This is a genomic window from Lysinibacillus sp. NPDC086135, from assembly GCF_044746345.1.
Lineage (GTDB): Bacteria > Bacillota > Bacilli > Bacillales_A > Planococcaceae > Lysinibacillus.
In genome coordinates this window covers 155,363-175,847 of sequence record NZ_JBIVCA010000006.1, presented here as the reverse complement: position 1 = coordinate 175,847, position 20,485 = coordinate 155,363, and the positions used below count along the sequence as shown (strand labels likewise).

The 20,485-nt window shown below is 37.5% G+C and carries 17 protein-coding genes; 8 read left to right on the top strand and 9 right to left on the bottom strand.

The window, feature by feature from the left end; all coding sequences use genetic code 11:
- The first annotated feature begins 435 nt into the window (after positions 1-435).
- Positions 436-4,116, top strand: a complete 3,681-nt coding sequence (locus ACIPKN_RS10630) for a S8 family serine peptidase (protein WP_400935825.1) — start codon at positions 436-438, stop codon at positions 4,114-4,116.
- Positions 4,117-4,366: 250 nt separating this feature from the next.
- Positions 4,367-4,744 (top strand): periplasmic substrate-binding domain-containing protein, encoded by a 378-nt coding sequence (locus tag ACIPKN_RS10625; protein ID WP_400935823.1) that lies wholly within the window; start codon positions 4,367-4,369, stop codon positions 4,742-4,744.
- Positions 4,745-5,069: 325 nt separating this feature from the next.
- Here ACIPKN_RS10625 and ACIPKN_RS10620 read toward each other — a convergent pair whose 3' ends face one another.
- A complete protein-coding gene (locus ACIPKN_RS10620; RefSeq protein ID WP_142510828.1) occupies positions 5,070-5,522 on the bottom strand; it encodes a MarR family winged helix-turn-helix transcriptional regulator in 453 nt (150 codons plus the stop codon).
- 321 nt (positions 5,523-5,843) lie between these two features.
- Between ACIPKN_RS10620 and ACIPKN_RS10615 the strand changes: the two genes are divergently transcribed.
- A complete protein-coding gene (locus ACIPKN_RS10615; RefSeq protein WP_400935821.1) occupies positions 5,844-6,275 on the top strand; it encodes a GNAT family N-acetyltransferase in 432 nt (143 codons plus the stop codon).
- A gap of 67 nt (positions 6,276-6,342) precedes the next feature.
- Here ACIPKN_RS10615 and ACIPKN_RS10610 read toward each other — a convergent pair whose 3' ends face one another.
- The 6 genes from ACIPKN_RS10610 to ACIPKN_RS10585 all read right to left on the bottom strand — a co-directional run bounded on the left by ACIPKN_RS10610 (position 6,343) and on the right by ACIPKN_RS10585 (position 12,966).
- Positions 6,343-7,107 (bottom strand): aminoglycoside 6-adenylyltransferase, encoded by a 765-nt coding sequence (locus tag ACIPKN_RS10610; protein ID WP_400935819.1) that lies wholly within the window; start codon positions 7,105-7,107, stop codon positions 6,343-6,345.
- 239 nt (positions 7,108-7,346) lie between these two features.
- Positions 7,347-8,321 (bottom strand): carbohydrate kinase family protein, encoded by a 975-nt coding sequence (locus ACIPKN_RS10605; protein WP_400935817.1) that lies wholly within the window; start codon positions 8,319-8,321, stop codon positions 7,347-7,349.
- 247 nt (positions 8,322-8,568) lie between these two features.
- Positions 8,569-9,483 carry a DMT family transporter gene (locus tag ACIPKN_RS10600; protein WP_400935815.1) on the bottom strand — a complete coding sequence of 305 codons (915 nt, stop codon included), beginning with the start codon at positions 9,481-9,483 and terminating at the stop codon, positions 8,569-8,571.
- 254 nt (positions 9,484-9,737) lie between these two features.
- The gene (locus ACIPKN_RS10595) at positions 9,738-10,988 is read right to left on the bottom strand and encodes a glutamate-5-semialdehyde dehydrogenase (RefSeq protein ID WP_400935813.1); all 1,251 of its coding nucleotides are present in this window, start codon (positions 10,986-10,988) and stop codon (positions 9,738-9,740) included.
- A gap of 12 nt (positions 10,989-11,000) precedes the next feature.
- Positions 11,001-12,095, bottom strand: a complete 1,095-nt coding sequence (proB, locus tag ACIPKN_RS10590) for a glutamate 5-kinase (RefSeq protein ID WP_400935812.1) — start codon at positions 12,093-12,095, stop codon at positions 11,001-11,003.
- Positions 12,096-12,582: 487 nt separating this feature from the next.
- Positions 12,583-12,966, bottom strand: a complete 384-nt coding sequence (locus ACIPKN_RS10585) for a sodium:proton antiporter (RefSeq protein WP_142510834.1) — start codon at positions 12,964-12,966, stop codon at positions 12,583-12,585.
- Between the two features lie 289 nt (positions 12,967-13,255).
- Between ACIPKN_RS10585 and ACIPKN_RS10580 the strand changes: the two genes are divergently transcribed.
- Entirely contained in the window at positions 13,256-13,879 is a 624-nt protein-coding gene (locus ACIPKN_RS10580) for a LysE family translocator (RefSeq protein ID WP_400935810.1), read from the top strand.
- A 14-nt stretch (positions 13,880-13,893) separates the two neighbouring features.
- Complete coding sequence (locus ACIPKN_RS10575) at positions 13,894-14,691, top strand: DUF1835 domain-containing protein (protein ID WP_400935808.1); 798 nt, start codon at positions 13,894-13,896, stop codon at positions 14,689-14,691.
- A gap of 159 nt (positions 14,692-14,850) precedes the next feature.
- On the opposite strand, the gene ACIPKN_RS10570 is transcribed toward ACIPKN_RS10575, so the two are convergent.
- The gene (locus tag ACIPKN_RS10570) at positions 14,851-15,732 is read right to left on the bottom strand and encodes a LysR family transcriptional regulator (protein ID WP_142510837.1); all 882 of its coding nucleotides are present in this window, start codon (positions 15,730-15,732) and stop codon (positions 14,851-14,853) included.
- A gap of 440 nt (positions 15,733-16,172) precedes the next feature.
- On the opposite strand from ACIPKN_RS10570, the gene ACIPKN_RS10565 reads away from it, so the two are divergent.
- On the top strand, positions 16,173-16,925 hold the full coding sequence (locus ACIPKN_RS10565) for an alpha/beta hydrolase (RefSeq protein ID WP_142510838.1): 753 nt from the start codon (positions 16,173-16,175) through the stop codon (positions 16,923-16,925).
- Between the two features lie 254 nt (positions 16,926-17,179).
- Positions 17,180-18,526 carry a branched-chain amino acid transport system II carrier protein gene (gene brnQ / locus ACIPKN_RS10560; RefSeq protein WP_400935805.1) on the top strand — a complete coding sequence of 449 codons (1,347 nt, stop codon included), beginning with the start codon at positions 17,180-17,182 and terminating at the stop codon, positions 18,524-18,526.
- 62 nt (positions 18,527-18,588) lie between these two features.
- Here the strand turns inward: brnQ and ACIPKN_RS10555 are convergent, their stop codons facing one another.
- Positions 18,589-19,347 (bottom strand): SDR family oxidoreductase, encoded by a 759-nt coding sequence (locus ACIPKN_RS10555; protein ID WP_400935803.1) that lies wholly within the window; start codon positions 19,345-19,347, stop codon positions 18,589-18,591.
- Between the two features lie 196 nt (positions 19,348-19,543).
- Here ACIPKN_RS10555 and ACIPKN_RS10550 point away from each other — a divergent pair, with 196 nt between their 5' ends.
- Positions 19,544-20,113 (top strand): TetR/AcrR family transcriptional regulator, encoded by a 570-nt coding sequence (locus ACIPKN_RS10550; protein WP_400935801.1) that lies wholly within the window; start codon positions 19,544-19,546, stop codon positions 20,111-20,113.
- Positions 20,114-20,485 lie beyond the last annotated feature (372 nt).

The window sequence follows — 20,485 nt, the reverse complement described above, 5'->3', positions numbered from 1 at the left end:
GAGACGCTGGTTTTTTTATTACCCTAAATTTCACTTTTCCAGCTGGCAAAATGACGAAAAGGAAGTCGCTTGCATGACTACATTTCTTTAGTAAGTTCCAATTTGTCTTAAATCTTCAAATGTCGTAGCACAATGTTTTTAAAACTAGGTTGTTTTCTCAAAGTTGGTTACTTCTGGTTTGGCTATCTTCTTCTTCTTCGACTAAAGCAAAAAATTAATAAATTACGGTAAGTCGTTTTTTCGTTTGAAAGTTCTACTTTTTTATTAAATTACTAGGAAGATAGATTTAATCTATATTTGATAAACTAATACTAATTATCAATATTTCTGAATATTCAAATATCGATATATTCGGATTAGTTCTCTTGTGATAAATTGGAAATATCACACTAAACTGAAAAGTGTGACAATTAAAGGAAGAGGAGGAAATGAGATTTGAAAAAGTTTAAGTTTACGAAGTTCTTAAGTAGTATTCTAGCTTTCTTTATGGTGCTTTCTCTATTGGTTCCATTGTCGAGTGCTAGTGCTGAAGAATCGAAACTATTCAAGCAGGATAGTCAAAGTGAAAGTATCATTCAACTAAAGGCGGCTATCGCTGAACAGCTAAGCTTGTCTAAAGATGGACCAACTCTTCACGAAAGCTTACAAAATGTATCAGGCAATCAAGATGTTGCAGTCATCGTTCATTTATCTGAAAAGCCTGTGGCACTAGAGCAAGGAATGAGCCAAGTCAAAGGCCAAAAATTCTCTAATGCCCGAGAAAATGAAGTTCGTTCAAATGTAAAAGCACAACAAGCAGAAGTTAAAAAAGAGTTAGCTACTAAAAAAGTACAGATGACTCAAGGATACACATTTGATACTGTCTTAAACGGTTTTGCGGCAACTGTGAAAGCAAATGATCTCCCGAAATTGCTTACAGTAGAAGGAATTACATTAATCGAACCTGATGCAATTGTTTACGCATCAGAAGATAAGTCGATGAAATCATCGGAACTTAATAAGGAAGATCAATTAGAAGCTCGAATGAATACAAGTAATTCTTTCCTTGGCATCGAACAGCTTTGGAAGGAAGGAATTGAAGGACAAGGAATAAAAGTAGCAGTATTAGATACTGGTATTGATGCAGAGCACCCCGAGTTTGTTGGAGTTTACAAAGGTGGAAAAAACTTCATTCCGAACTCAGCAACTTACACGAAGCCTCGGGCAGATGACGATGCGTCGGAAACATTGCCTTCGGAGCGTCCAGTCGGAACACCTGAATTTAATGAAAAAGGAAGCTCGTTCTATACTTCTCACGGTACACATGTTGCTGGAACAATTGCAGCAATCGGAGCTAACGAATTCGATATTAAAGGAATTGCTCCAAAAGTAGACCTTTATGCTTACCGTGTTCTTGGGGCATACGGAAGTGGAGCTACATCTGGTATTGTAAAAGCAATTGAAACTGCTGTAAAAGAAAAAATGGACGTTATCAACCTTTCACTTGGCGGGGGAGCTAACTCTGAAACGGATGCAGGCTCATTTGCTATTAATAATGCAATGATGGCTGGAACAATCGGAGTAATTGCAACAGGGAACGAAGGTCCAAATCGCGGAACAATGGGCACGCCTGCAACAGCACGTTTAGGAATTGCTGTTGGTAACACAACAAATCCTGAAACAATGTATAACGGGGAAGTAAATGTTACAGTTGGCAACTACAATTTAACAAAACAGCTTCCGTTAATGGGAACGACTTTTGGGAAAAATTTAGCAACACAGCTTCAAGGAGAATTTGACCTAGTTGCTGTTCCTGGAAACGGGGAAGTAAAAGACTTCGAAGGAATTAATGTAAAAGGTAAAGTGGCATTGATTTCCCGTGGCAGTATCGCATTCGTTGATAAAATTGCGAATGCAAAGGCCAATGGAGCAGTCGCAACAATTATTCATAACGTTGCTGGTGGAACGAATGCACCGAACATTTCAGGCACATTCCTTGGTGATGCATTTGATTTTCTGCCAACATTTGATATGTCACAAACGGATGGCGCTGCAATTCGCGCTGCATTAGCAGGCAGAACTGGAAAAGTAAGCTTTAGTAAATTTGCTTCCACAAAGACACTGGGAGATGATGTAAACTCTTCAAGTTCACGTGGACCATCTACACCAAATTTTGATATTAAACCAGATGTAAGTGCACCTGGAACAAACATTATGTCAACGATTCCGATGTATAAAAAAGATTTCCCTGCTGCAGATTATAGGGAAGCATATACTCGTAAAACAGGAACCTCTATGGCAACACCGCATATTACAGGTATTGTTGCATTAGTTAAACAAGCAAATCCTGATTGGAACGCGTTCGATGTAAAAGTGGCGCTTTCTAATACAGCAAAGGTTATAGATAAAACAAAATACGATGTGTTTTCTCAAGGTGCAGGACGTGTAGATGCTTATGCAGCAGCTCATCCGGAAATTCTTGCCTATGCACTTGATAGCGCAATTTTAGATGGAACTGGTGCAGTTTCAGAAAACTTGAAAGGTACAGTTACTTTCGGTCCCCAATCCCTTAAAGACCGGGATATTTCTGTAACGAAACAAGTTTTAGTAAAAGATATTAAAGGGAACGGCGGCAATTATAATGTATCAATTGATGTGACAAAAACATTTGGTGATGCAACTGTTACAGTCGATCAGCCAACATTTAATCTAGTTGGTGAGCAAGTATTAAATATTACATTAACTGCTTCACAAGCTACGGCACCAAAAGGCTCTGAAATACTAGGGTATATTTACATCAGCAGTGGAGCTACAGAAATTTCATTGCCATTCGCAGCTGACTTTGGCGGCGCGGCAGTAACTGAACTTAAAGATTTTAAAATTACAGAAACAGATCTATCCTTTAACGGAGATGGAGTGAAAGACTCAGCTGTACTGTCATTCACATTAACTGGAGATGTAACAACTAACTATATTGAGCTTTGGGATATTATGAATCCGGAAGGTGGAGAATACGGAGACGGCTACATTGGTTATCTACATGCTGGTACTGCGCTAGGAAAAGGCTCTTATACGCTGAATATTGGTGGGCAATATAAACCATGGGGAACAGCACCTGCCACAACGATTCCAGATGGTCTGTATACAATTGACTTCACCGGTCTTGCAGCATCAGGAGTAGTTTCCGATTATGTTGGATCAATTATCGTGAAAACGACTAAACCAGAAATTACTGGTTCAGTTGCTGAAGGTGTCGCTACAGGACAGATAAAAGATAAGTACATCGACTACAATGAAGAGCTATATTTATACGGTTTAAATTACAATTTAAATGATAAATTAAAAGCTTCCTATATTTCGACGGTAAAAGGCGAAGTACAAGCGCCAGTTGCTTTTGAATTAAATCAAGACGGTAGCTTCACATTCCCGGTAACAGCAGAAACAAATGCTGTATCAGTAATCATTAAAGACGCTGCCGGGAATGTTGGTGAAGCGAAGATATATGAAAATGAAGTAGTAGAACCAGTAATAGCACTTTCTGTAAATCCAACTAAGCTAGACTTAACAGCTGGAGAAACTGCTCAACTTACGGTAACAGAAACGTCAACGCCTGCAAAAGGTGATACAACAGAGGAAGACGTAACTTCAAAAGCTACTTATGTTGTTGGAAATGAAAATGTAGCAACAATAGTAAATGGATTAGTAACTGCAGTAGGTGAAGGCACGACTACAATTACTGTTTCATACGGTGATAATGAAGTACCTATAAATGTTACAGTTAAAGCATCTGTTGTAAAAGAGCCAATAGTAACACTAGAAATTGACCAAGTTCAGGTTGAAACTAGAATAGGTAAAGAAGTTCCAGTTAAGATTACTGAAGTAACTACTTTTGATGGTAAAACAACAGAAAAAGATGTTACAAAGCTTGCAACCTATGAAGTAGAGAATGATAAAATAGCTACTGTGAAAGCAGGGGCTGTAAAAGGAAAAGGTCAAGGTAATACGACGATTAGGGTAAAGTATGGTGAGCACACACTAACATTTGATGTGTTGGTTGTAAAGCCAGGGAATGGTAACGGCAACGGTAAAGGCAATGGTAATAAAAATAATAATGAGGTTACCGAGGATGAGTTATAATTAATTTCAGTTCAAGCAACAAGAGAAATTGCACAGCGCAATTTCTCTTGGTATTTATTATAAAGAAATAACTGTGACATATTCTTTCTGATTTTCTTGCCATTAATCAGTTCACAGCGATGGGGGACTATCAAAAGAAAGGCTTGGAAAATAAGTATAAGCGAGATGTGGAAAAAGCAAAAGCGTTAATAGCAGAAGCAGGCTATCCTAATGGCTTTAAAACAAAAATTACCTGTCTTCACATAATGATATGTATTCAAATATCGCGCAAATCGTAGCGGCTAATTTAAAGGAAATCGGTATTGATGTGGAAATTGAAGTAGTAGAGTGGGGCATTTGGCTAGACCGAGTTTACTTTGGTCGCGACTATCAAATGACAACAATCGATTTAACAGGCCGTGCCTCTGCCTATGATATTTTAAATGATTACATTTCAACAAATGAAAGTGAAAACTTCTTCAAATTTAAAAATGCTGAATACGACAAAATTGTGGAAAATGTTTTAAAGGAAAGAGATCAGGCAACACAAATTGACTATTATCATCGTGCACAGGAAATTTTAGCTGAGCAGGCAGCAGCGGTTTACATCGCAGATTACCAGGTGGAGCCATTACAATACTTGTATTAGGTTTGTATATGCTTAGTAATGCGTTACGCGATTTTATGGATCCACGTTCAAAAGCGTAAAATATCAGGTGCTGTTTTTTTTCAATAAATCGTAAGCCTATTGAGACGATGTGGGGCCTGCAAAAAATCAGCACCTAAAATATTTTCTAGTCGTTCAATTCGTTCTAAATAAACACCAGAGCATAAAGGTCGTTACCATTCTTTTGATCAATCAACAGTATATTGGTGAAAAGATGGGAGCACAATTTGACATTTATGGATTGCTAAAAAGGTATTCTTCGCAAAGGAAGGCGATCCCAAATGCTCAGAAGCGCATGGAATCGCCTTTAATAATTTCGTGTATGACCTTTCTTTACATATTCCCAATCGGTTTCAATATTTTGACGAATACGTATTAATAAGTCATGAATACTGTCAATTTCTTTAGGAGAAAAACCATTTAATGCTCTAGCATTCGAGTAGTCTTCTTCTCGCTTTAACAATGAATAAATCTTGAGACTTTTCTCTGTCGGGAAAAGCTGTTTGTTTTTCTTATTGCCCATTTCATTACGCTTTTCTATAAAACCTTTTGTCTCCAACTTTTGAATTGCTCGGGAGGCTGTTGTGCGATCTACCTTCAATAGTTCAGCTACCTTTTCCTGAATAATACCAGGGTTTTCGCAGATGCGAGTGACATACAAATATTGTCCCTTTGTTAAATCAAGTTCTTTAAACTCTATATTACTGATGGAATCAAGTGCCCGCGCAATCGCACCGATATCTCGCAAAATTTCCTTCATTTATTGCCTCCGAAAAAATTTATTGTATTTGCAATAAAAAATGCTCTATACTATATATTATCATCCATGCAAGGAAATTTCACTTCATATCTACAGGTGAAGGTTCTGCAAAGCGTCTTTAGCGGCGGAAGAAAAAGTTTAAGCGGCGCAATAGCCGGATTTAGCGGCGGAAGAAGAAGTATAGCGGCGCAATAGCCAAATTTAGCGGCGGAAAAAGCAGTTTTAGCGGCGAAGTAGACGGCTTAACTGGCGGAGGAAAACAAAGTTCTACCAACGGAGAGTACGTCCCTAACAGCAAAAAAAACGGGGAGAAATATAAAGATGAACACGAAAAAAATTACAGATGAACAAGATTTACAAACAGCATTTGCCATTCGTCAAAAAATTTTTATAGAGGAGCAACAGGTGCCTGAGGAAGAAGAATTTGATGAATTCGACACACTAGATGCAGCATGTGATCATATTCTTGTGTACTATAACGAACAACCTGTTGGCACTGGCAGACTTCGAGTTGTAGATGGCTATGGCAAACTAGAGCGTATATGTATATTAATAGAATTCCGCAAATTCGGTTTAGGAAAAGTGATTATCCAAAGTTTAGAGGAAATAGCACTTGAAAAAGGTTTAACAAAATATAAATTAAACGCACAATCTTATGCAAAGGGCTTTTATGAAAAATTAGGCTATAAGCGTGAAGGTGAAGAATTTATGGATTGTGGCATCCCACATATTTTAATGAAAAAAACAATTTAATAGGGTGTAGTGGTATTTATTTTTCATTTTAAAAAATAGCAAACCAATGTTAGTTTGCTATTTTGTTTTAGTGTAATAGCGCTTTTATTTTTTTCCATAATGGCTTAATTTTTTCTTTATTCGGCACATTTTCAAAAATCCAATCTGATTCATTGCTGAAGGCGTTCACTAATTTCTTTACTGCCACCTCATGAGTTACAAGGCTCAAACAATTCATGATATCAACTATTTCATGTAATGGGTCAGTGGGTAATGAATTAGGTAACGTTTTAAGTCCAAGTAAAGCTCGCTCAGGACAATATTTATGCAGTAGTACTTTGGCGAAGTGTTCTAAACTATTCCGCAGTAAATGAACACTCCAAATCTCATTTCCACGTTGGGCACTCCAATAATATTGATACAAATACCAGACAGTATCATCTACAGCATCTTGAAATTCGAGTGGAGTTAATGACAAAGTAGTATTCTTTTGTTTAGCTGTAAGGATTCCATTTGGATCAAATAATATTTTAATGGCATCTTTTTCACTTATTTCTGAGAGCGTTACTGTAAATAAATCGATATGAATCATATCTTCATATACGACTAATAGCTGAGGGGCAATAATATAGATATCATCAACGAAACATGTTTTCTTATAAGCTTCAATATGTTGGACGCGATTGGGCAAAAAAGCTTCGACATTTTCTTCATTCACAACGCAATAAATATCGATATCTGAAAATTCATCATGCTCCTCTCTAGCCATCGATCCTCTTAAAAATACAGCTTCAATATATTGATCATTCTTTAGACTTTCAAGTAAAACTTCAACAACATGATCTAATTTCAAGTGTATCCTCTCCTTCAAATAAAACAGGCTACCCAAGTTATTTTTTTGAGTAGCCTGTTTTTTGCTAGATTTCCTTAACAACAGTGCCTGAGAAGCTATCGTGGGGAAGAAGATGTCCATTATGTTATTCGATTTTTTTTGGACTTTTCAAGTAATCTAATATGCTAATTGAGTCGGTTAGTCATTTATTTTCATAATTTAAGAGGAAGTCTGCCTAGTCCCATTTTCACCCCAAATGTTCAAAATAGCATATTGTCTTTAAATAGTAATTCACGCTTAGTAAGGTAAGATGCAATGGCACCATGTTTTTCGGTCGAAGCTCCTGCATATCGATTTGCAAAAGTAAGAAGGTGAATAGCCTGCTCTTTACAAAATTCGACTAGATTGATCGCTGTAATCTGCTTGCTAAGAAAAATAGCTAACAATGCTCCTATAAAGGCATCGCCTGCTCCAGTAGTATCAATCGCATGAACGTTGTCAGTTGGCACCTTTACATGAAGCTTTTTAGTATAAAGACTTGCACCTTCTGCGCCACGAGTAATTATGAGTACTTGTACTTTCCCTTGAAATAATGAATGGACTGCTGTTTCTTCATCCTCAATCGCTGTTAAAAATACAAGTTCCTCCTCGGACAATTTAACGATATGGGCCATTGGTAAAAATTCCAAAATGGTTTGACGACATGCCTTCTCATCATTCCATAGTGGCAAACGAACATTGGGATCAAATGAAACAAGACTACCTACCTGATGGGCCTGTTCAATCAATGCCATATGTGCTTGTTTCATAGGGCTTTCCACTAAATTAACTGAACAAAAATGAACAATATCATGATCTGTTAATAAATTAGGTGGGAGTTGTTCTTTGTTGTAAAGTAAGTCTGCTGCGTGGCGACGATAAAATAAGAAATCACGACCTCCATCACTTGTCAGGGAAACAAAGGCTAGACTTGTTTCACCCTTAACTGTTTGAACAATATAGTTCGTATCGACATCAGCTTTTTTTAACGTTTCTACGAGAAAATCTCCGAAAGCATCCTGACCTACCTGTGTAATGAGGGCAGCTTGTTGCTCGAGTTTTGCACAAACAGCGGCAACATTGGCAGGAGCCCCACCAGCATTTTTAGTAAATTGCTCAACTGTAGCAAGGGAAGCATTTTGTTCAGTAGGTGTAAAATCAATTAATAATTCACCAATTGCATAAAGTTTACTCACGGGGAAAACTCCTTTAAAATAAAATGTTGCTGTCGCTTCGCTTTCGCACAGAAAAATTGCTACAGGACGTGGGCTTTCCGTCGCTCTGGTAGGTTATCCACGACTTTGGCGGCTCAATCCATCACTTTGACTTTTCTATCCGTCGCTCAGCACGACCGTTCCATCAAGTACTTAGACTGAGTTCCTTATTTCAGTAGATGTTTAGATATCACTTGAAAAGGAACTACACCTTTCCATCTTTTCACCTTTAGAGGTGGGTGGGGTCCGTAGCTGACGCTTCGCTTCCGCTACGAGGCACACGCTTTTTTTTCGGTACGTAAATTGTGTAAAAAATGCTACCAAAAATTAATACAATACCAGCTATTTGCATGAAGCTCGGCATAAAATCAAGCAATAGCATATCAAGCAATATAGCCACAACCGGGTCAACAAATACTAATACTGAAACTAGAATGGTAGAAAGGCTACGAATACTATCAAAAAATAAATAGTAAACAAATCCTGTATGAATAAAGCCCGTTCCTAAAATATATAGCCAGTTTGTTGTCGTTAAGCTCTCAAATAATGAAAAATTAACAAATGGCAATAGTATGATAATTCCGACTGCGGTTTGGATATATGTTAAGGCATAGGAGCTAAGCTTTGTGATTGTTTTACTTGTGAGCATCGTAAACGCGTAAAACAATGCAGACAGTAATGCCCAAATAAAACCTGATTTCATAAATTCAGAGAGTGACATAAAATTATTTAAACCAATAATGAGCATACTGCCGATAAAGCAGGTTACTGTTGCTAGCAATGCTTGAATAGTCATCTTTTCTTTTAAAAACAATGCGCCAAATATTAATACGAATATAGGTGCTAAATTATAGATTGAAATGGCAATGGAAATTGACATTTCTTCAAAGGCTTTAAATAAAAATACCCAGTTTAAGACAATAAAGACACCGCATAGAAGTGTACGTAATATTTCTTTTTTATCCCATATCTCTGTTTTATGACCACCTGTGATCAGCCACATTCCTCCTAAAAAGAGGGTGGCGCAAATACATCTAACAAATACTAGCTCGGTAGCAGGTACGCCAGTATGAATGGTAAAAAATCCAATAGAGCCAAAAAGGGCCATTGATACAGTTAGTTTGATAATCGCTGAAATGTTCATCCAAAACCTTCTTTCTATAAATTATTATAATTCTTGTCGCTTGTAAAAGGGGGAAACTTAACGTTTCGCTCCGTTTTCAAAGTTTTTCGCTTAGGTAGAGTTAGTAACTGCTCGGCTAATAGAAGAATCTTCGCAGTTACAGTTTCAAACTGCCTCATCTTGGAGAAGAATTCGCCCCTAGTCCTCTACAAATCTTAAGGAAAGAAGGCCGACAGGTGACATACGCTGTCGACTCTTCATTAATAGTTCTACAATTATTCCCGGATTTGGCCGTTACCGTGAATGAAATACTTTGTTGATGTTAATGCTGGTAAACCCATTGGACCACGAGCGTGTAATTTTTGCGTACTAATACCGATTTCTGCACCGTAGCCAAATTCAAAACCGTCTGTGAAGCGAGTGGAGGCATTGTGATAAACAGCTGCAGCATCCACGCTATTTAAGAACGTATCTGCTACTAACTGATCCTCAGTCATGATGGCTTCAGAGTGGTTCGTGCCGTATTTATTAATGTGTTCGATTGCTTCATAAACGTTTTCCACAATTTTAACGCTGATCTTTAAATCTAAATATTCAGTTGCATAGTCTTCCGCTGTTGCTAGTTGAGCGAATTCAAGAGCTTGACAAACAGTTTCATCACCAATAATTGTCACACCTGCTTGATGCATAGCACTTAGTAGCTGTGTGCCGTGCTCCTTAAACCAATCAGGATGAATAAGTAAGCTTTCCGCTGTATTACAAACCGATGGGCGTTGCGTTTTCGCATTGATACAAATTTTTTCTGTTTTTATGTAATCGGCCGAATGGTCCACATAAATATGACAGTTGCCAGCACCTGTCTCTAGTACTGGTACAGTGGCTTCATTTACTACTAAATCAATAAGTGCTTTTCCGCCACGAGGAATTAATACATCTAAGTATTCTTTTAAATGGAATAATTCTTTGACAGTTTCACGATTCGTATCCTCGATTAATTGTATAGCGTCCACAGGGATAGACGTTTTGCTAAGTGCACGATGTATACTTGCCACAAGTGCTACATTAGAAAATTTGGCAGAAGAGCTACCACGTAAAATGACTGCATTACCTGTTTTCAATGATAATGTTGCCGCATCCACTGTCACATTAGGTCGCGCCTCGTAAATCATCCCGATAACGCCAATTGGCACTTGACGCTTTTCAATCAATAGTCCATTATCTTTTTCTATTCTCTCTAGAAGACTACCTACTGGATCATTTAATTCAATAAGTAACTGAATAGCACTTGACATAGCTTCCACTCGTTCTTTGTTTAGCATGATGCGATCAAGTGTAGAAGCAGGCATTCCTTGTTTCTGACCATGAGCTAAATCCCTTGCATTTTCAGCAATGATAGTGTCTTGGTCAATGATTAATTGCTCAGCAATTTTTGTGAGAGCCTCATTTTTTTCGCAAGTTGTTTTAATATTTAAAATATAGCTGGCAGCTTTTGCAAGCTTTCCTTTTTGTTGAACTTCACTTGTCATGTGAATTCCTCCTTAATTTGTTTGAATTTTTAGCCATTTATCTCGGTGTATGACCTCGATAGGATAATTTGCTAACTCATCTGTACGTTTTCCCATCGCATATGCTAACTCCAGAGAAGAATATAAGACCTCACCACGACCAAGCAGTCCCTTGTCACTGTGGACCTCGACAACGTCTCCATTTTCGAAGTCGCCTTCGACACGGTATACACCAGCGGGTAACAAGCTTTTCCCATTTGCCAATAAGGCATGCTCAGCACCGCTATCTATAAAAATTTTACCAGATACTTCCGTGAGTGCAATCCACTGTTTATTATTTGTTAAAACAGCAAGCGCATCATGCTCAACATACGTACCATCACCATGTCCTTCCAAGATGTCGACAAGCTTTTTAGCACCGTGCCCAGTTCCAATAAACACTTTGACACCTGCATTTAAAGCTGCTCGAGCTGCCAGTAATTTGGATTCCATACCACCTGTACCGACCTTCGAGCCTGCACCGTCTGCAAAACCAAGCATCTCATCAGATACCTCTGTTAAACGATCGATCCGTTTGGCATGTGGGTTTTTATTTGGATTGGCGTTATACAAACCATTGATGTCTGTTAAGATAATGAGCTGATCGGCATGAACAAGACCACTTACTAGTGCCGATAACATGTCGTTATCTCCAAAGGTTAATTCGCTAACAGATACCGTATCGTTTTCGTTAACGATTGGTAGTATAGAGCGCTCAAATAATTCTTCAAATGTAGCATAGGCATTTTTATAGCGCTCCTTTTTTGAAAAATCAGTACGTGTTAATAAAATTTGAGCAGGTACAATATCATAAATGCTAAATAGAGCATTGTAAATTTGAATAAGTAAACTTTGCCCAACTGCCGCCGCAGCCTGCTTTCCTTTTACTGTGACGGGACGAGAAGGGTACCCTAGCTGTTTAAAGCCTGCTGCAACTGCACCTGATGAAACAAGTAATACTTCATGACCGTCTTTTTTTAATTCAGCTATCGCTTGAACATGGTCCATTAAACGTATTTTATCAATTTCACCTTTTGCATTTGTTAAGGAGCTACTCCCAATTTTGACGACGATTCTTTTTCTTTCCATTACAATACCTCCAATTCGCCATTACATTTGCAATATGATTTAAACTTTAGCAGCTGCTAAGATTCGCTAAAAATAAAAAAACCTTTTCATCCTAATAAATTAGGACGAAAAGGTTTGCTTTCCGTGGTACCACCTACATTGAACGTCATTGACATTCCACTTTACTCATAACGCTTGAGACTGCGCCTAGTTTAGCTAGGACGTATTACGAAGTAGGTTCTTTAGTCTTTCTTGTGCAATGCCTTACAGCCGATGGGCATCGCTCTCTGATCAAGTAGTTTCTAGGTACTAGTCTTCGCCGCTTTTATTTTTATAATTGAATATCTTTTTTGAATGATATCTCATTCCTCAAAAAGTAATTGAATAAAGAATGCACTACTTTAACAAGTCTGTCAAGCTGATTAGGAATGTTAATAAAAAGTTTCGAATAAATAAGTAGGTAATACTGAACAATCGAGGGTACGTTGAGAGGGAAGTACAACTTTGTTTAATTGTACCACCAGATTGCGACTAATAGTGGGAGCATCGCTATAACAATTACGAAAAAGCTCCATAATAATTGCTTTCCTGAAGACATATTTTTAGGTTTTATACTCATTTGTTCATATAGTTCGTTGATGGCACGTTGTTCTTTAGCATAAAGCATAGTTTGAAATTCATCGTAATCTTGAATATAACTTGAGGGAGGGCGAGGGCTAAAACGTAAACTTCGAATATCATCAGTAATCTCTTTTTCACCCATAAAATAAGTAATAACTGGCGCTAACCCTGAATTTTGTGTAGCTTGTACTTCGATATCATGTGTTTTCATTTTATAATAGACATTTCCTTGCTCGTCTTCATATTGCTTTACAATATCACTTACTGCCATCGACAAACACCTCTTTCTCCAAAACAATACGACCTTTACGTTATGATAATATTCATTATAATGTATGAAAAGAGAAAAGTGTTGCTTAAGCAAGCATAATTGGTTAGATGTTTTTTGCGAAAATTTAGAAAAAAGGGAATCGTCGTGTAGTATAATGGAAATAAAACCACATTATAATGGTTATTTTCTAAAAGTAATTATTTATTATCGAAAGTTGGGTGTGACATTTTGTTAAAACATATGTTAGGTTGATGAGCCTATTTAAAAGTAATGGAAAGAAGGGGTAGTATTGACGTTTTCAACGTTATTGGCGTTTTTAGGAGCAGCAATTATTTTAACATTTATGCCTGGACCAGATAATTTATTTGTTCTTGCGCAAAGTATTACACAGGATAAAAAGGCTGGTATAGCGACATCACTTGGTCTTTGTACAGGTTTGCTCGTTCATATAGGAGCGGCTGTTCTAGGAATCTCAGCGATTATTTATCAATCAACAGTTATTTTTTCTATTGTTAAGTTTGCAGGAGCAGCGTATTTATTGTATTTAGCTTGGCAATCGTTTCGCGCGAAAGGTGATCCATTCACGCTGGAACAGCAAAATGAACAAGCCTATATGACATTATATCGAAAAGGCATTTTAATGAATATTTTAAATCCAAAAGTTTCTTTATTTTTCTTAGCACTATTGCCACAGTTTGTAAATCCTTCTAATGGCCATGTAAGTTTACAGATGTTAATTTTGGGTTTTGTATTTTTAGTACAAGCGCTTTTGCTATTTTCATTATTTAGCATTTTTGCCGGTAAAGTAAGGGAGGTGATTATTGGTAAACCTGCAATTGCTAAACGATTAAATATGATTCAAGGCGTACTTTTCACTTTTATTGGGATACAAATAGCGCTGAGTAAACAGTAAAATGGGGGATATTTATGGCAATTTTACATATAACGTTTAGCTTATCTACACAAGGTTCGATAAAGCATGCAATACGACAGCATCATTTACAACGAGATGAATCAGTGCTTAGTGTCAATGAGATTTTCTCGATTGGTCCACTAAGCAGCGCAGAAGAACGAAAACACTGGTTAGAAACCTATATCTTTAGGGACAATGAAGAACGTAAGTTGTACGAGGATCTTCAACAGGCATGGAAGAAAAAAATTGCAGGTTTACCGTGCGATGTCGATGTCTGGGTTTGGTATAGCCAAAGTACTCATGAAGAGATTGGGTTACGTCTTATTATGAGCGAATTGATTAATAAATATAGTATGGTATATGGGATTGATGTTACAGAGGGCCTAAAGCGTGTACAGCCAAACTTGAGGATTCGTCAATCAGGTGAACTTTCAGCAGATTTGCTCATGAAACTCCGTTCTGAGGCAAAGCGCTTTTCTATTGATGAGTGTCAGCAACTTGCAAAGGAATGGGAAGAGCTGAAACAAAACCATAGTACACTGCGAATTTGGCAAGATGGAATTGTACATGTAGCGGAAGACGCATTGGATCCAATTATTATGGGATGTGCGGAAAGAGCCCATGCCGAACTAAATGAAGAATGGCTTATACCGATGCGTATCATCGGTGAAACACTTGGAGCAATTGATGACTATTTAAGTGAAGAGTTTGTAGAGAAACGCCTAATGACCCTTGCAAAACAGGGGCTTTTTGAGCTTAATGGAGATACAACAGATATGTATTCGTATCAATTAAAATATGTAGTGAAATAAAGTAGCATCTTTGCGGTAACCACCTTTCATTTGGAGAAGGTGGTTTATTGTTGTTCAAGAAAATTGAAAATTATCTTTATGGAACGCTCTTCGTAAAAAAAGCGAGTAACCATTGTTACTCACTTGGGCACAATTTTTATGAATGATAGTGGCTTGCCATTACTTTTCTTCGTAAAAATCGAATACAAATTGTTGAAATTGCCTTGCTGAAGGTGGAAGATATCGATTTTCAATCCAAGCCATACCTATTATCCGTTCACAAACCATATCCTCTACACGAATTTTAGCTAATTTATTCGGATTCAAGTCTTCATCCACAGGTAGCAACGAGACGCCAAGCCCAGCACCTACAAAACCAGCAACTGTTGATACCTCATCACCTTCAAAAGTAATCTTCGGTTTGATACCTGCAGCATTTAATAATTTATCAGCTGTACGGCGCATTGCGTAACCCTTTTTCATCAGAACAAAATTCTCATGTTCAAGTTCCTTCATTTTAATGCTTGTCCGGTTCGCGAAGGGATGGTCGATCGGCACCATAATAAAAAGCTCATCACGCCACAGCTCCTTCCAGCAAACAGGCGGCTCCGTGTCAATCGATGCAAGTAAACAAAGGTCTAACTCTCCCGCGAGTAATTGCTTAAGCTGGGAATGTGAGTAATTTTGTGTAAAGTGAAAGCGTATATGCGGATGGTTCTGACGGAAAGCGCGAATCAAATCAGGTACGATGCTAGTCCCTAGTGTATGTAAAAAACCGAGTGATACATCTCCTAGCTCTGGATTATTGAGCTCCTGTAATTCTAGAACGGCTTTTTCATATTCCTTACGCATGCGTTGGACACGATACAAAAAAAGCTCGCCATATCGGTTGAGCATAATCGAACGTCCTTGACGGTCGAACAAGGGTACTCCTAATTCCTCTTCAAGCTTTGAAATCGAACGACTTAATGCTGGTTGAGAGATCGCTAATGTTTCAGCTGCACGAGTCATATGCTCAAGCTTTGCTACTGTGACAAAGTATTCCAATTGTTGCCATTCCATTATTTCACCTCTATTCTCGTTATTTTTGAGTTAACAGCATTATAACGGTAAAAGAGTAGGAAGTATAGGCACATAAAGTGAAACTTTAATGAGTGGGATTTTTCCCACTCATTATTAATCTTCACTAATCGGGCTTTTATGGGCAGTTCATCCCTCACCTAATTTCTTTGAATTCACAGAATTTTGACTTCGTTTTTGATACAGATAAATTATTGCCCGTTAATGCTGGAAAAAAAGATTTTAAAAACTTTGCACTTAAAAATGAAATGTGAAAAAAAAAGTAACAAAAAGCGTTATATAACAGTCATTAACCTCACATCGTTAATGCATGAAACACATTAATATGATAAAAACTATAAATTGTACATTATGAATAAAGGGTGTTAAGATAGACACATAAATTACACAATTACAAATTTCCGTGAAGGGGATACTATAAAATGAATTTAACTAAGCCACAACCTCTAACTATTGAGGGAGGCAAAAAAGCCGTACTATTATTGCATGGATTCACAGGTAGCACAAAAGATGTGAAAAAGCTAGGAGAATTTTTATCAAAACGTGGTTATACGGTTCATGCACCGATTTATAGTGGGCATGGTGTAGAACCAGAAGCGTTACTTGAAACAAGACCAGAAGACTGGTGGAACGATGTTGTGGAAGGTTATAACTTCTTAAAAAGTAAAGGCTATGAGGAAATTGCTGTAGCAGGGATTTCACTTGGCGGTGTATTTTCTTTAAAAGTAGCGGAGACGTTTCCAGTTAAAGCAGTTGTTGCAATGTGTGCACCTATAACACGCGACAATTCTAAAGGTTTATTTACTCGACTTTATCATTACGCTCGTTTATATAAACATTTTGAAAATAAATCAAAAGATCAAATTATTTCTGAATTACATGAACTACGTATTACACCAAAGGATTCATTAGACGGTGTTACACGTTTAACTACAGAAACACGCGATGAATTATCTACAATTAAAGCACCTACATTAATACTGCAAGGTTCATTAGATGATGATCTTTATCAAGAAAGTGCACCATTCATTTTAGACACTGTAGAAACTGATGATAAAGAGATTATTTGGTATGAAAATTCTGGTCATATTATTACATTAGATAAAGAACGTGAAAAAGTGTATGAGGACGTATACAAGTTTTTAGATCACATAGATTGGTCTGTAGCAAACTAAGGAGCTGTCAGCAGACAGCTCTTTTCGTTTTCTCTATTTCCCCCCGAAAGAAGTCCTCACTTCCAAACGCGAAGGTGTGTGACAGCACCAGTGAAAGTGGGAGATGAATTTCGGTTAGGTGTAGCCTAGTTTAAAAAGAAAAAACAACTATTGTTTTTTAAATAAATGCTATGTTAATATAGTGGAATTGTAATGAGAAATCTCTTCATATAAATTGTTTACAATGGTTAAATACATCTAAGGAGTACATCAAAATGCAACAGAAAATACCTTTTTCAACATATGCAGTCATTGGCACAATGCTTTTCGGACTGTATTTTGGAGCAGGGAATCTTATTTTTCCAATTCAGCTTGGACAATTAGCTGGGACCAACTTTTGGTTTGGCTTAATTGGATTTTTAGTAACAGCTATCGGTTTACCGTTTCTAGGTATTTTAGCTATCGGTTTATCAGGTAGTGACGGTTTGCGTGACTTAGCGAGCCGTGTCCACCCGTTATTCGGTGTCATCTTTTCGTTAGCTCTCTATTTAACGATCGGTCCTTTTTTTGCGATTCCACGTACAGCGACAGTTCCGTTTGTTGTTGGCTTTGAACCGTATATACAAGCGGAGCACACAACACTTTTACTTGCTTTATTTAGTTTCGTATTTTTTGCCATCGTTTTTTATTTCTCATTGAATCCAGCGAAAATTATGGATTATATCGGAAAATATTTAACACCAGCATTTTTGATTGTGTTATTTATTTTAATTATTATTAGTATTGTAAAACCGATGGGCCATTTCCAGCAGCCAATCGGAGATTATATTGATTCGGCATTTATGACAGGCTTTAAAGAAGGCTATAACACAATGGATGCTTTAGCCTCATTAGCTTTTGGTATTGTTGTAATTAACGCGATTAAAAGCGCAGGAATATCAGATAGAAAGGAAATTGCTAAAGCAACGTGGAAATCTGGTATTTTCGCCATGGCATTAATGACGTTAATATACGGTTTAATAACGTATATGGGGGCATCGAGTATTGATGCTGTTGGTACATTTGATAACGGTGGCTTAATATTTGCCGCAGTGGCAGATCACTATTTTGGATCATACGGGGCTATTTTATTAGCAGTTATAATTGTCCTTGCTTGTTTAAAGACAAGTATTGGCTTAATCACATCTTGTAGTGAGTTTTTCCACGAAGTGTTCCCGAAATTAAGCTATAAATGGTTTGTTTTTTTATTGTGCGTTGTGTCATTTACAATCGCCAACTTCGGATTAACGAATATTATTAAGTTTGCCATTCCAGTGCTGATGTTCTTATACCCGCTAGCAATTGTCTTAATTGTCCTTGCATTATGCTCATCACTATTTAAAAATAAACAAACGGTATATGCGATTGCTATGATTTTTACAATTTTTATTAGTGTAATTGATGGTTATAAAGCGTTAGTGGGTAGTATTCCTGCAGCGAAATTGGGTATTTTTGATGCGATTGAAAAAGCTTATTCCAACTTTTTACCTTTTTACGACATGGGCTTAGGATGGATATTACCAGCGTTAATTGGTGCTTTTATAGGATGCTTATTCCCAGCAAGAAGAGCGGGAAAAATTTAAATAAAAATGATCAAAAGCACGCACAATGGATTTCATGTGCGTGCTTTTTCGTATGTTGAAGCTTAGTAAGCTGTCCAGCCACCATCTACAGTAATTACTTGTCCGTTGACAAAACTTGCTTCATCTGAGCCAAGGAATATAGAGAGCTGAGCAATTTCCTCAGGTTGTCCCGCACGTGGGTTTATAGCTAAACCTAGTGCTTGACGAGCTACACCTGTTTGACTCACATTTGTCATGGAAGAAGCAATGTTTGTGATCACTGCACCTGGAGCGATACCATTACAGCGAATATTTTTATCTGCATACATAAATGCTGTATTTTTTGTTAGACCAACAACAGCATGCTTAGAAGCAGTGTAGGCAGCCCCAGCACGAGCGCCATATAAACCACCAGCAGAGATATTGTTTACAAAAACTCCATGTCCTTGAGCAAGGAAAATCTCTGTTGCCATACGCATCGAACGCATTACGGCAGTTGTATTCACCGCGAATACTTTGTCCCAACGTTCATCAGAAACTTCACCGACTGGCTCCATGCCATCCATAATACCAGCATTATTCACTAGAATATCTAATTTGCCATAAGCATTTTTTGTTTCATCAAATAAGCGTTGTAAGTCTTCTGTTGATGCAACATTTGTTTGAATAGCGATCGCTGAGCCACCAGTTGCTTGGATACTTTCAACAACTGCTTGTGCACCTTCTAAATTTAAGTCGGAAACTACGACCTTTGCTCCTTCTTTGGCATAACCTTCTGCAATTGCTTTACCCATACCTGACGCTGCACCTGTTACGATAGCTACTTTATCTTCTAATCTCATCTCAAAAACCTCCTATAATTTATGTTCTTTCACCAGCGTTTGTTCCAGTGATTTCGAGGATATAAAATGTTAAATATTGAACATGTGTTCATTAAAATAATATAATGATTTTGTAAGCGATTTCAATGCGCAAAATACTAAGAACTGTTCAGTAATCAACACATCTAAAAAATCTGTTTAGTAAGGGGAAGAAAATTTGAGTGCTAACGATTTAAGAGTTGTCAAAACGAAGCAAGCATTACATAATGCTTTACTAACGTTATTGAGTGAGAAGCCTTTAGAAAACATTACAATCGCAGAAATTTGTCGGGTGGCAAAGGTAAATAGGGGTACCTTCTACTTGCACTATGAGCAAAAGGAAGGCCTATTTGAGGAATACTTTCAGGAAATTATGAGGGATTTGAATAATTCCTATGAAGAACCGTATCGTGTAGTAACAACATTGGATAAAAACCAAATAGATCCAAATACTATTCGTATTTTTCATCATATTGAGCGCTTTAAAATGTTCTATCGTATTGTTTTTTCCAAGAATGTGCCGCTGACATACTATTACATGTTATTTGATGGAATTTTTGCTCTGCTAAAAAGAGATATCGCACTCCATAATAATGTACATGATGAGATATCCATTGAGTATTATAGTGCGTATCAAGCAAACGCAATTATTGGCCTAATCATTCAATGGTATCGTCAAGATTTTGTGGATAGCGTAAGTACCTTAAATAAACAACTTGCCGGTATTTTGCGAATTGGTGAACAGTGATGAAGAGTTGATTAGAAGTGTAGAACAAAATAGGCGAATATCACTCATTTGTCAAAACTATTACGAATTAAGGTGTCATATTAATGTACAGCTCTCCTGCAAAATGAGAGGGTGATTTCCGTTCCGACTGAGCGCTTTGTTGCTGTCGCTTCGCTTTCGCACAGATAAAACATTTGTTGCTGTCGCTTCGCTTTCGCACAGAGCAAAGCTTCCTGGGGGCGTCCGATGAGCCGCTTGGGGCAACAGATGTTTTTTGTGCGAAAGCGTAGTGTAACGTAGCGGCAAAAGCTTCCGAAGGCAATTATGCCGAGGTATAATTGAATAACTTTTTATGGAAAAAATAGCGTTGACAACTATATCGTCAGCTGATAT

What these genes read in the sequence shown, in the direction of transcription:
- ACIPKN_RS10585 (WP_142510834.1), bottom strand. Translation starts at nt 12,966, where the DNA reads ATGGCAGTAAGTGATATTGTAAAGCAATATGAAGACGAGCAAGGAAAT.
- brnQ (WP_400935805.1), top strand. Translation starts at nt 17,180, where the DNA reads ATGCAACAGAAAATACCTTTTTCAACATATGCAGTCATTGGCACAATG.
- ACIPKN_RS10575 (WP_400935808.1), top strand. Translation starts at nt 13,894, where the DNA reads ATGGCAATTTTACATATAACGTTTAGCTTATCTACACAAGGTTCGATA.
- ACIPKN_RS10625 (WP_400935823.1), top strand. Translation starts at nt 4,367, where the DNA reads ATGTATTCAAATATCGCGCAAATCGTAGCGGCTAATTTAAAGGAAATC.
- ACIPKN_RS10555 (WP_400935803.1), bottom strand. Translation starts at nt 19,347, where the DNA reads ATGAGATTAGAAGATAAAGTAGCTATCGTAACAGGTGCAGCGTCAGGT.
- proB (WP_400935812.1), bottom strand. Translation starts at nt 12,095, where the DNA reads ATGGAAAGAAAAAGAATCGTCGTCAAAATTGGGAGTAGCTCCTTAACA.
- ACIPKN_RS10615 (WP_400935821.1), top strand. Translation starts at nt 5,844, where the DNA reads ATGAACACGAAAAAAATTACAGATGAACAAGATTTACAAACAGCATTT.
- ACIPKN_RS10600 (WP_400935815.1), bottom strand. Translation starts at nt 9,483, where the DNA reads ATGAACATTTCAGCGATTATCAAACTAACTGTATCAATGGCCCTTTTT.
- ACIPKN_RS10565 (WP_142510838.1), top strand. Translation starts at nt 16,173, where the DNA reads ATGAATTTAACTAAGCCACAACCTCTAACTATTGAGGGAGGCAAAAAA.
- ACIPKN_RS10620 (WP_142510828.1), bottom strand. Translation starts at nt 5,522, where the DNA reads ATGAAGGAAATTTTGCGAGATATCGGTGCGATTGCGCGGGCACTTGAT.
- ACIPKN_RS10595 (WP_400935813.1), bottom strand. Translation starts at nt 10,988, where the DNA reads ATGACAAGTGAAGTTCAACAAAAAGGAAAGCTTGCAAAAGCTGCCAGC.
- ACIPKN_RS10570 (WP_142510837.1), bottom strand. Translation starts at nt 15,732, where the DNA reads ATGGAATGGCAACAATTGGAATACTTTGTCACAGTAGCAAAGCTTGAG.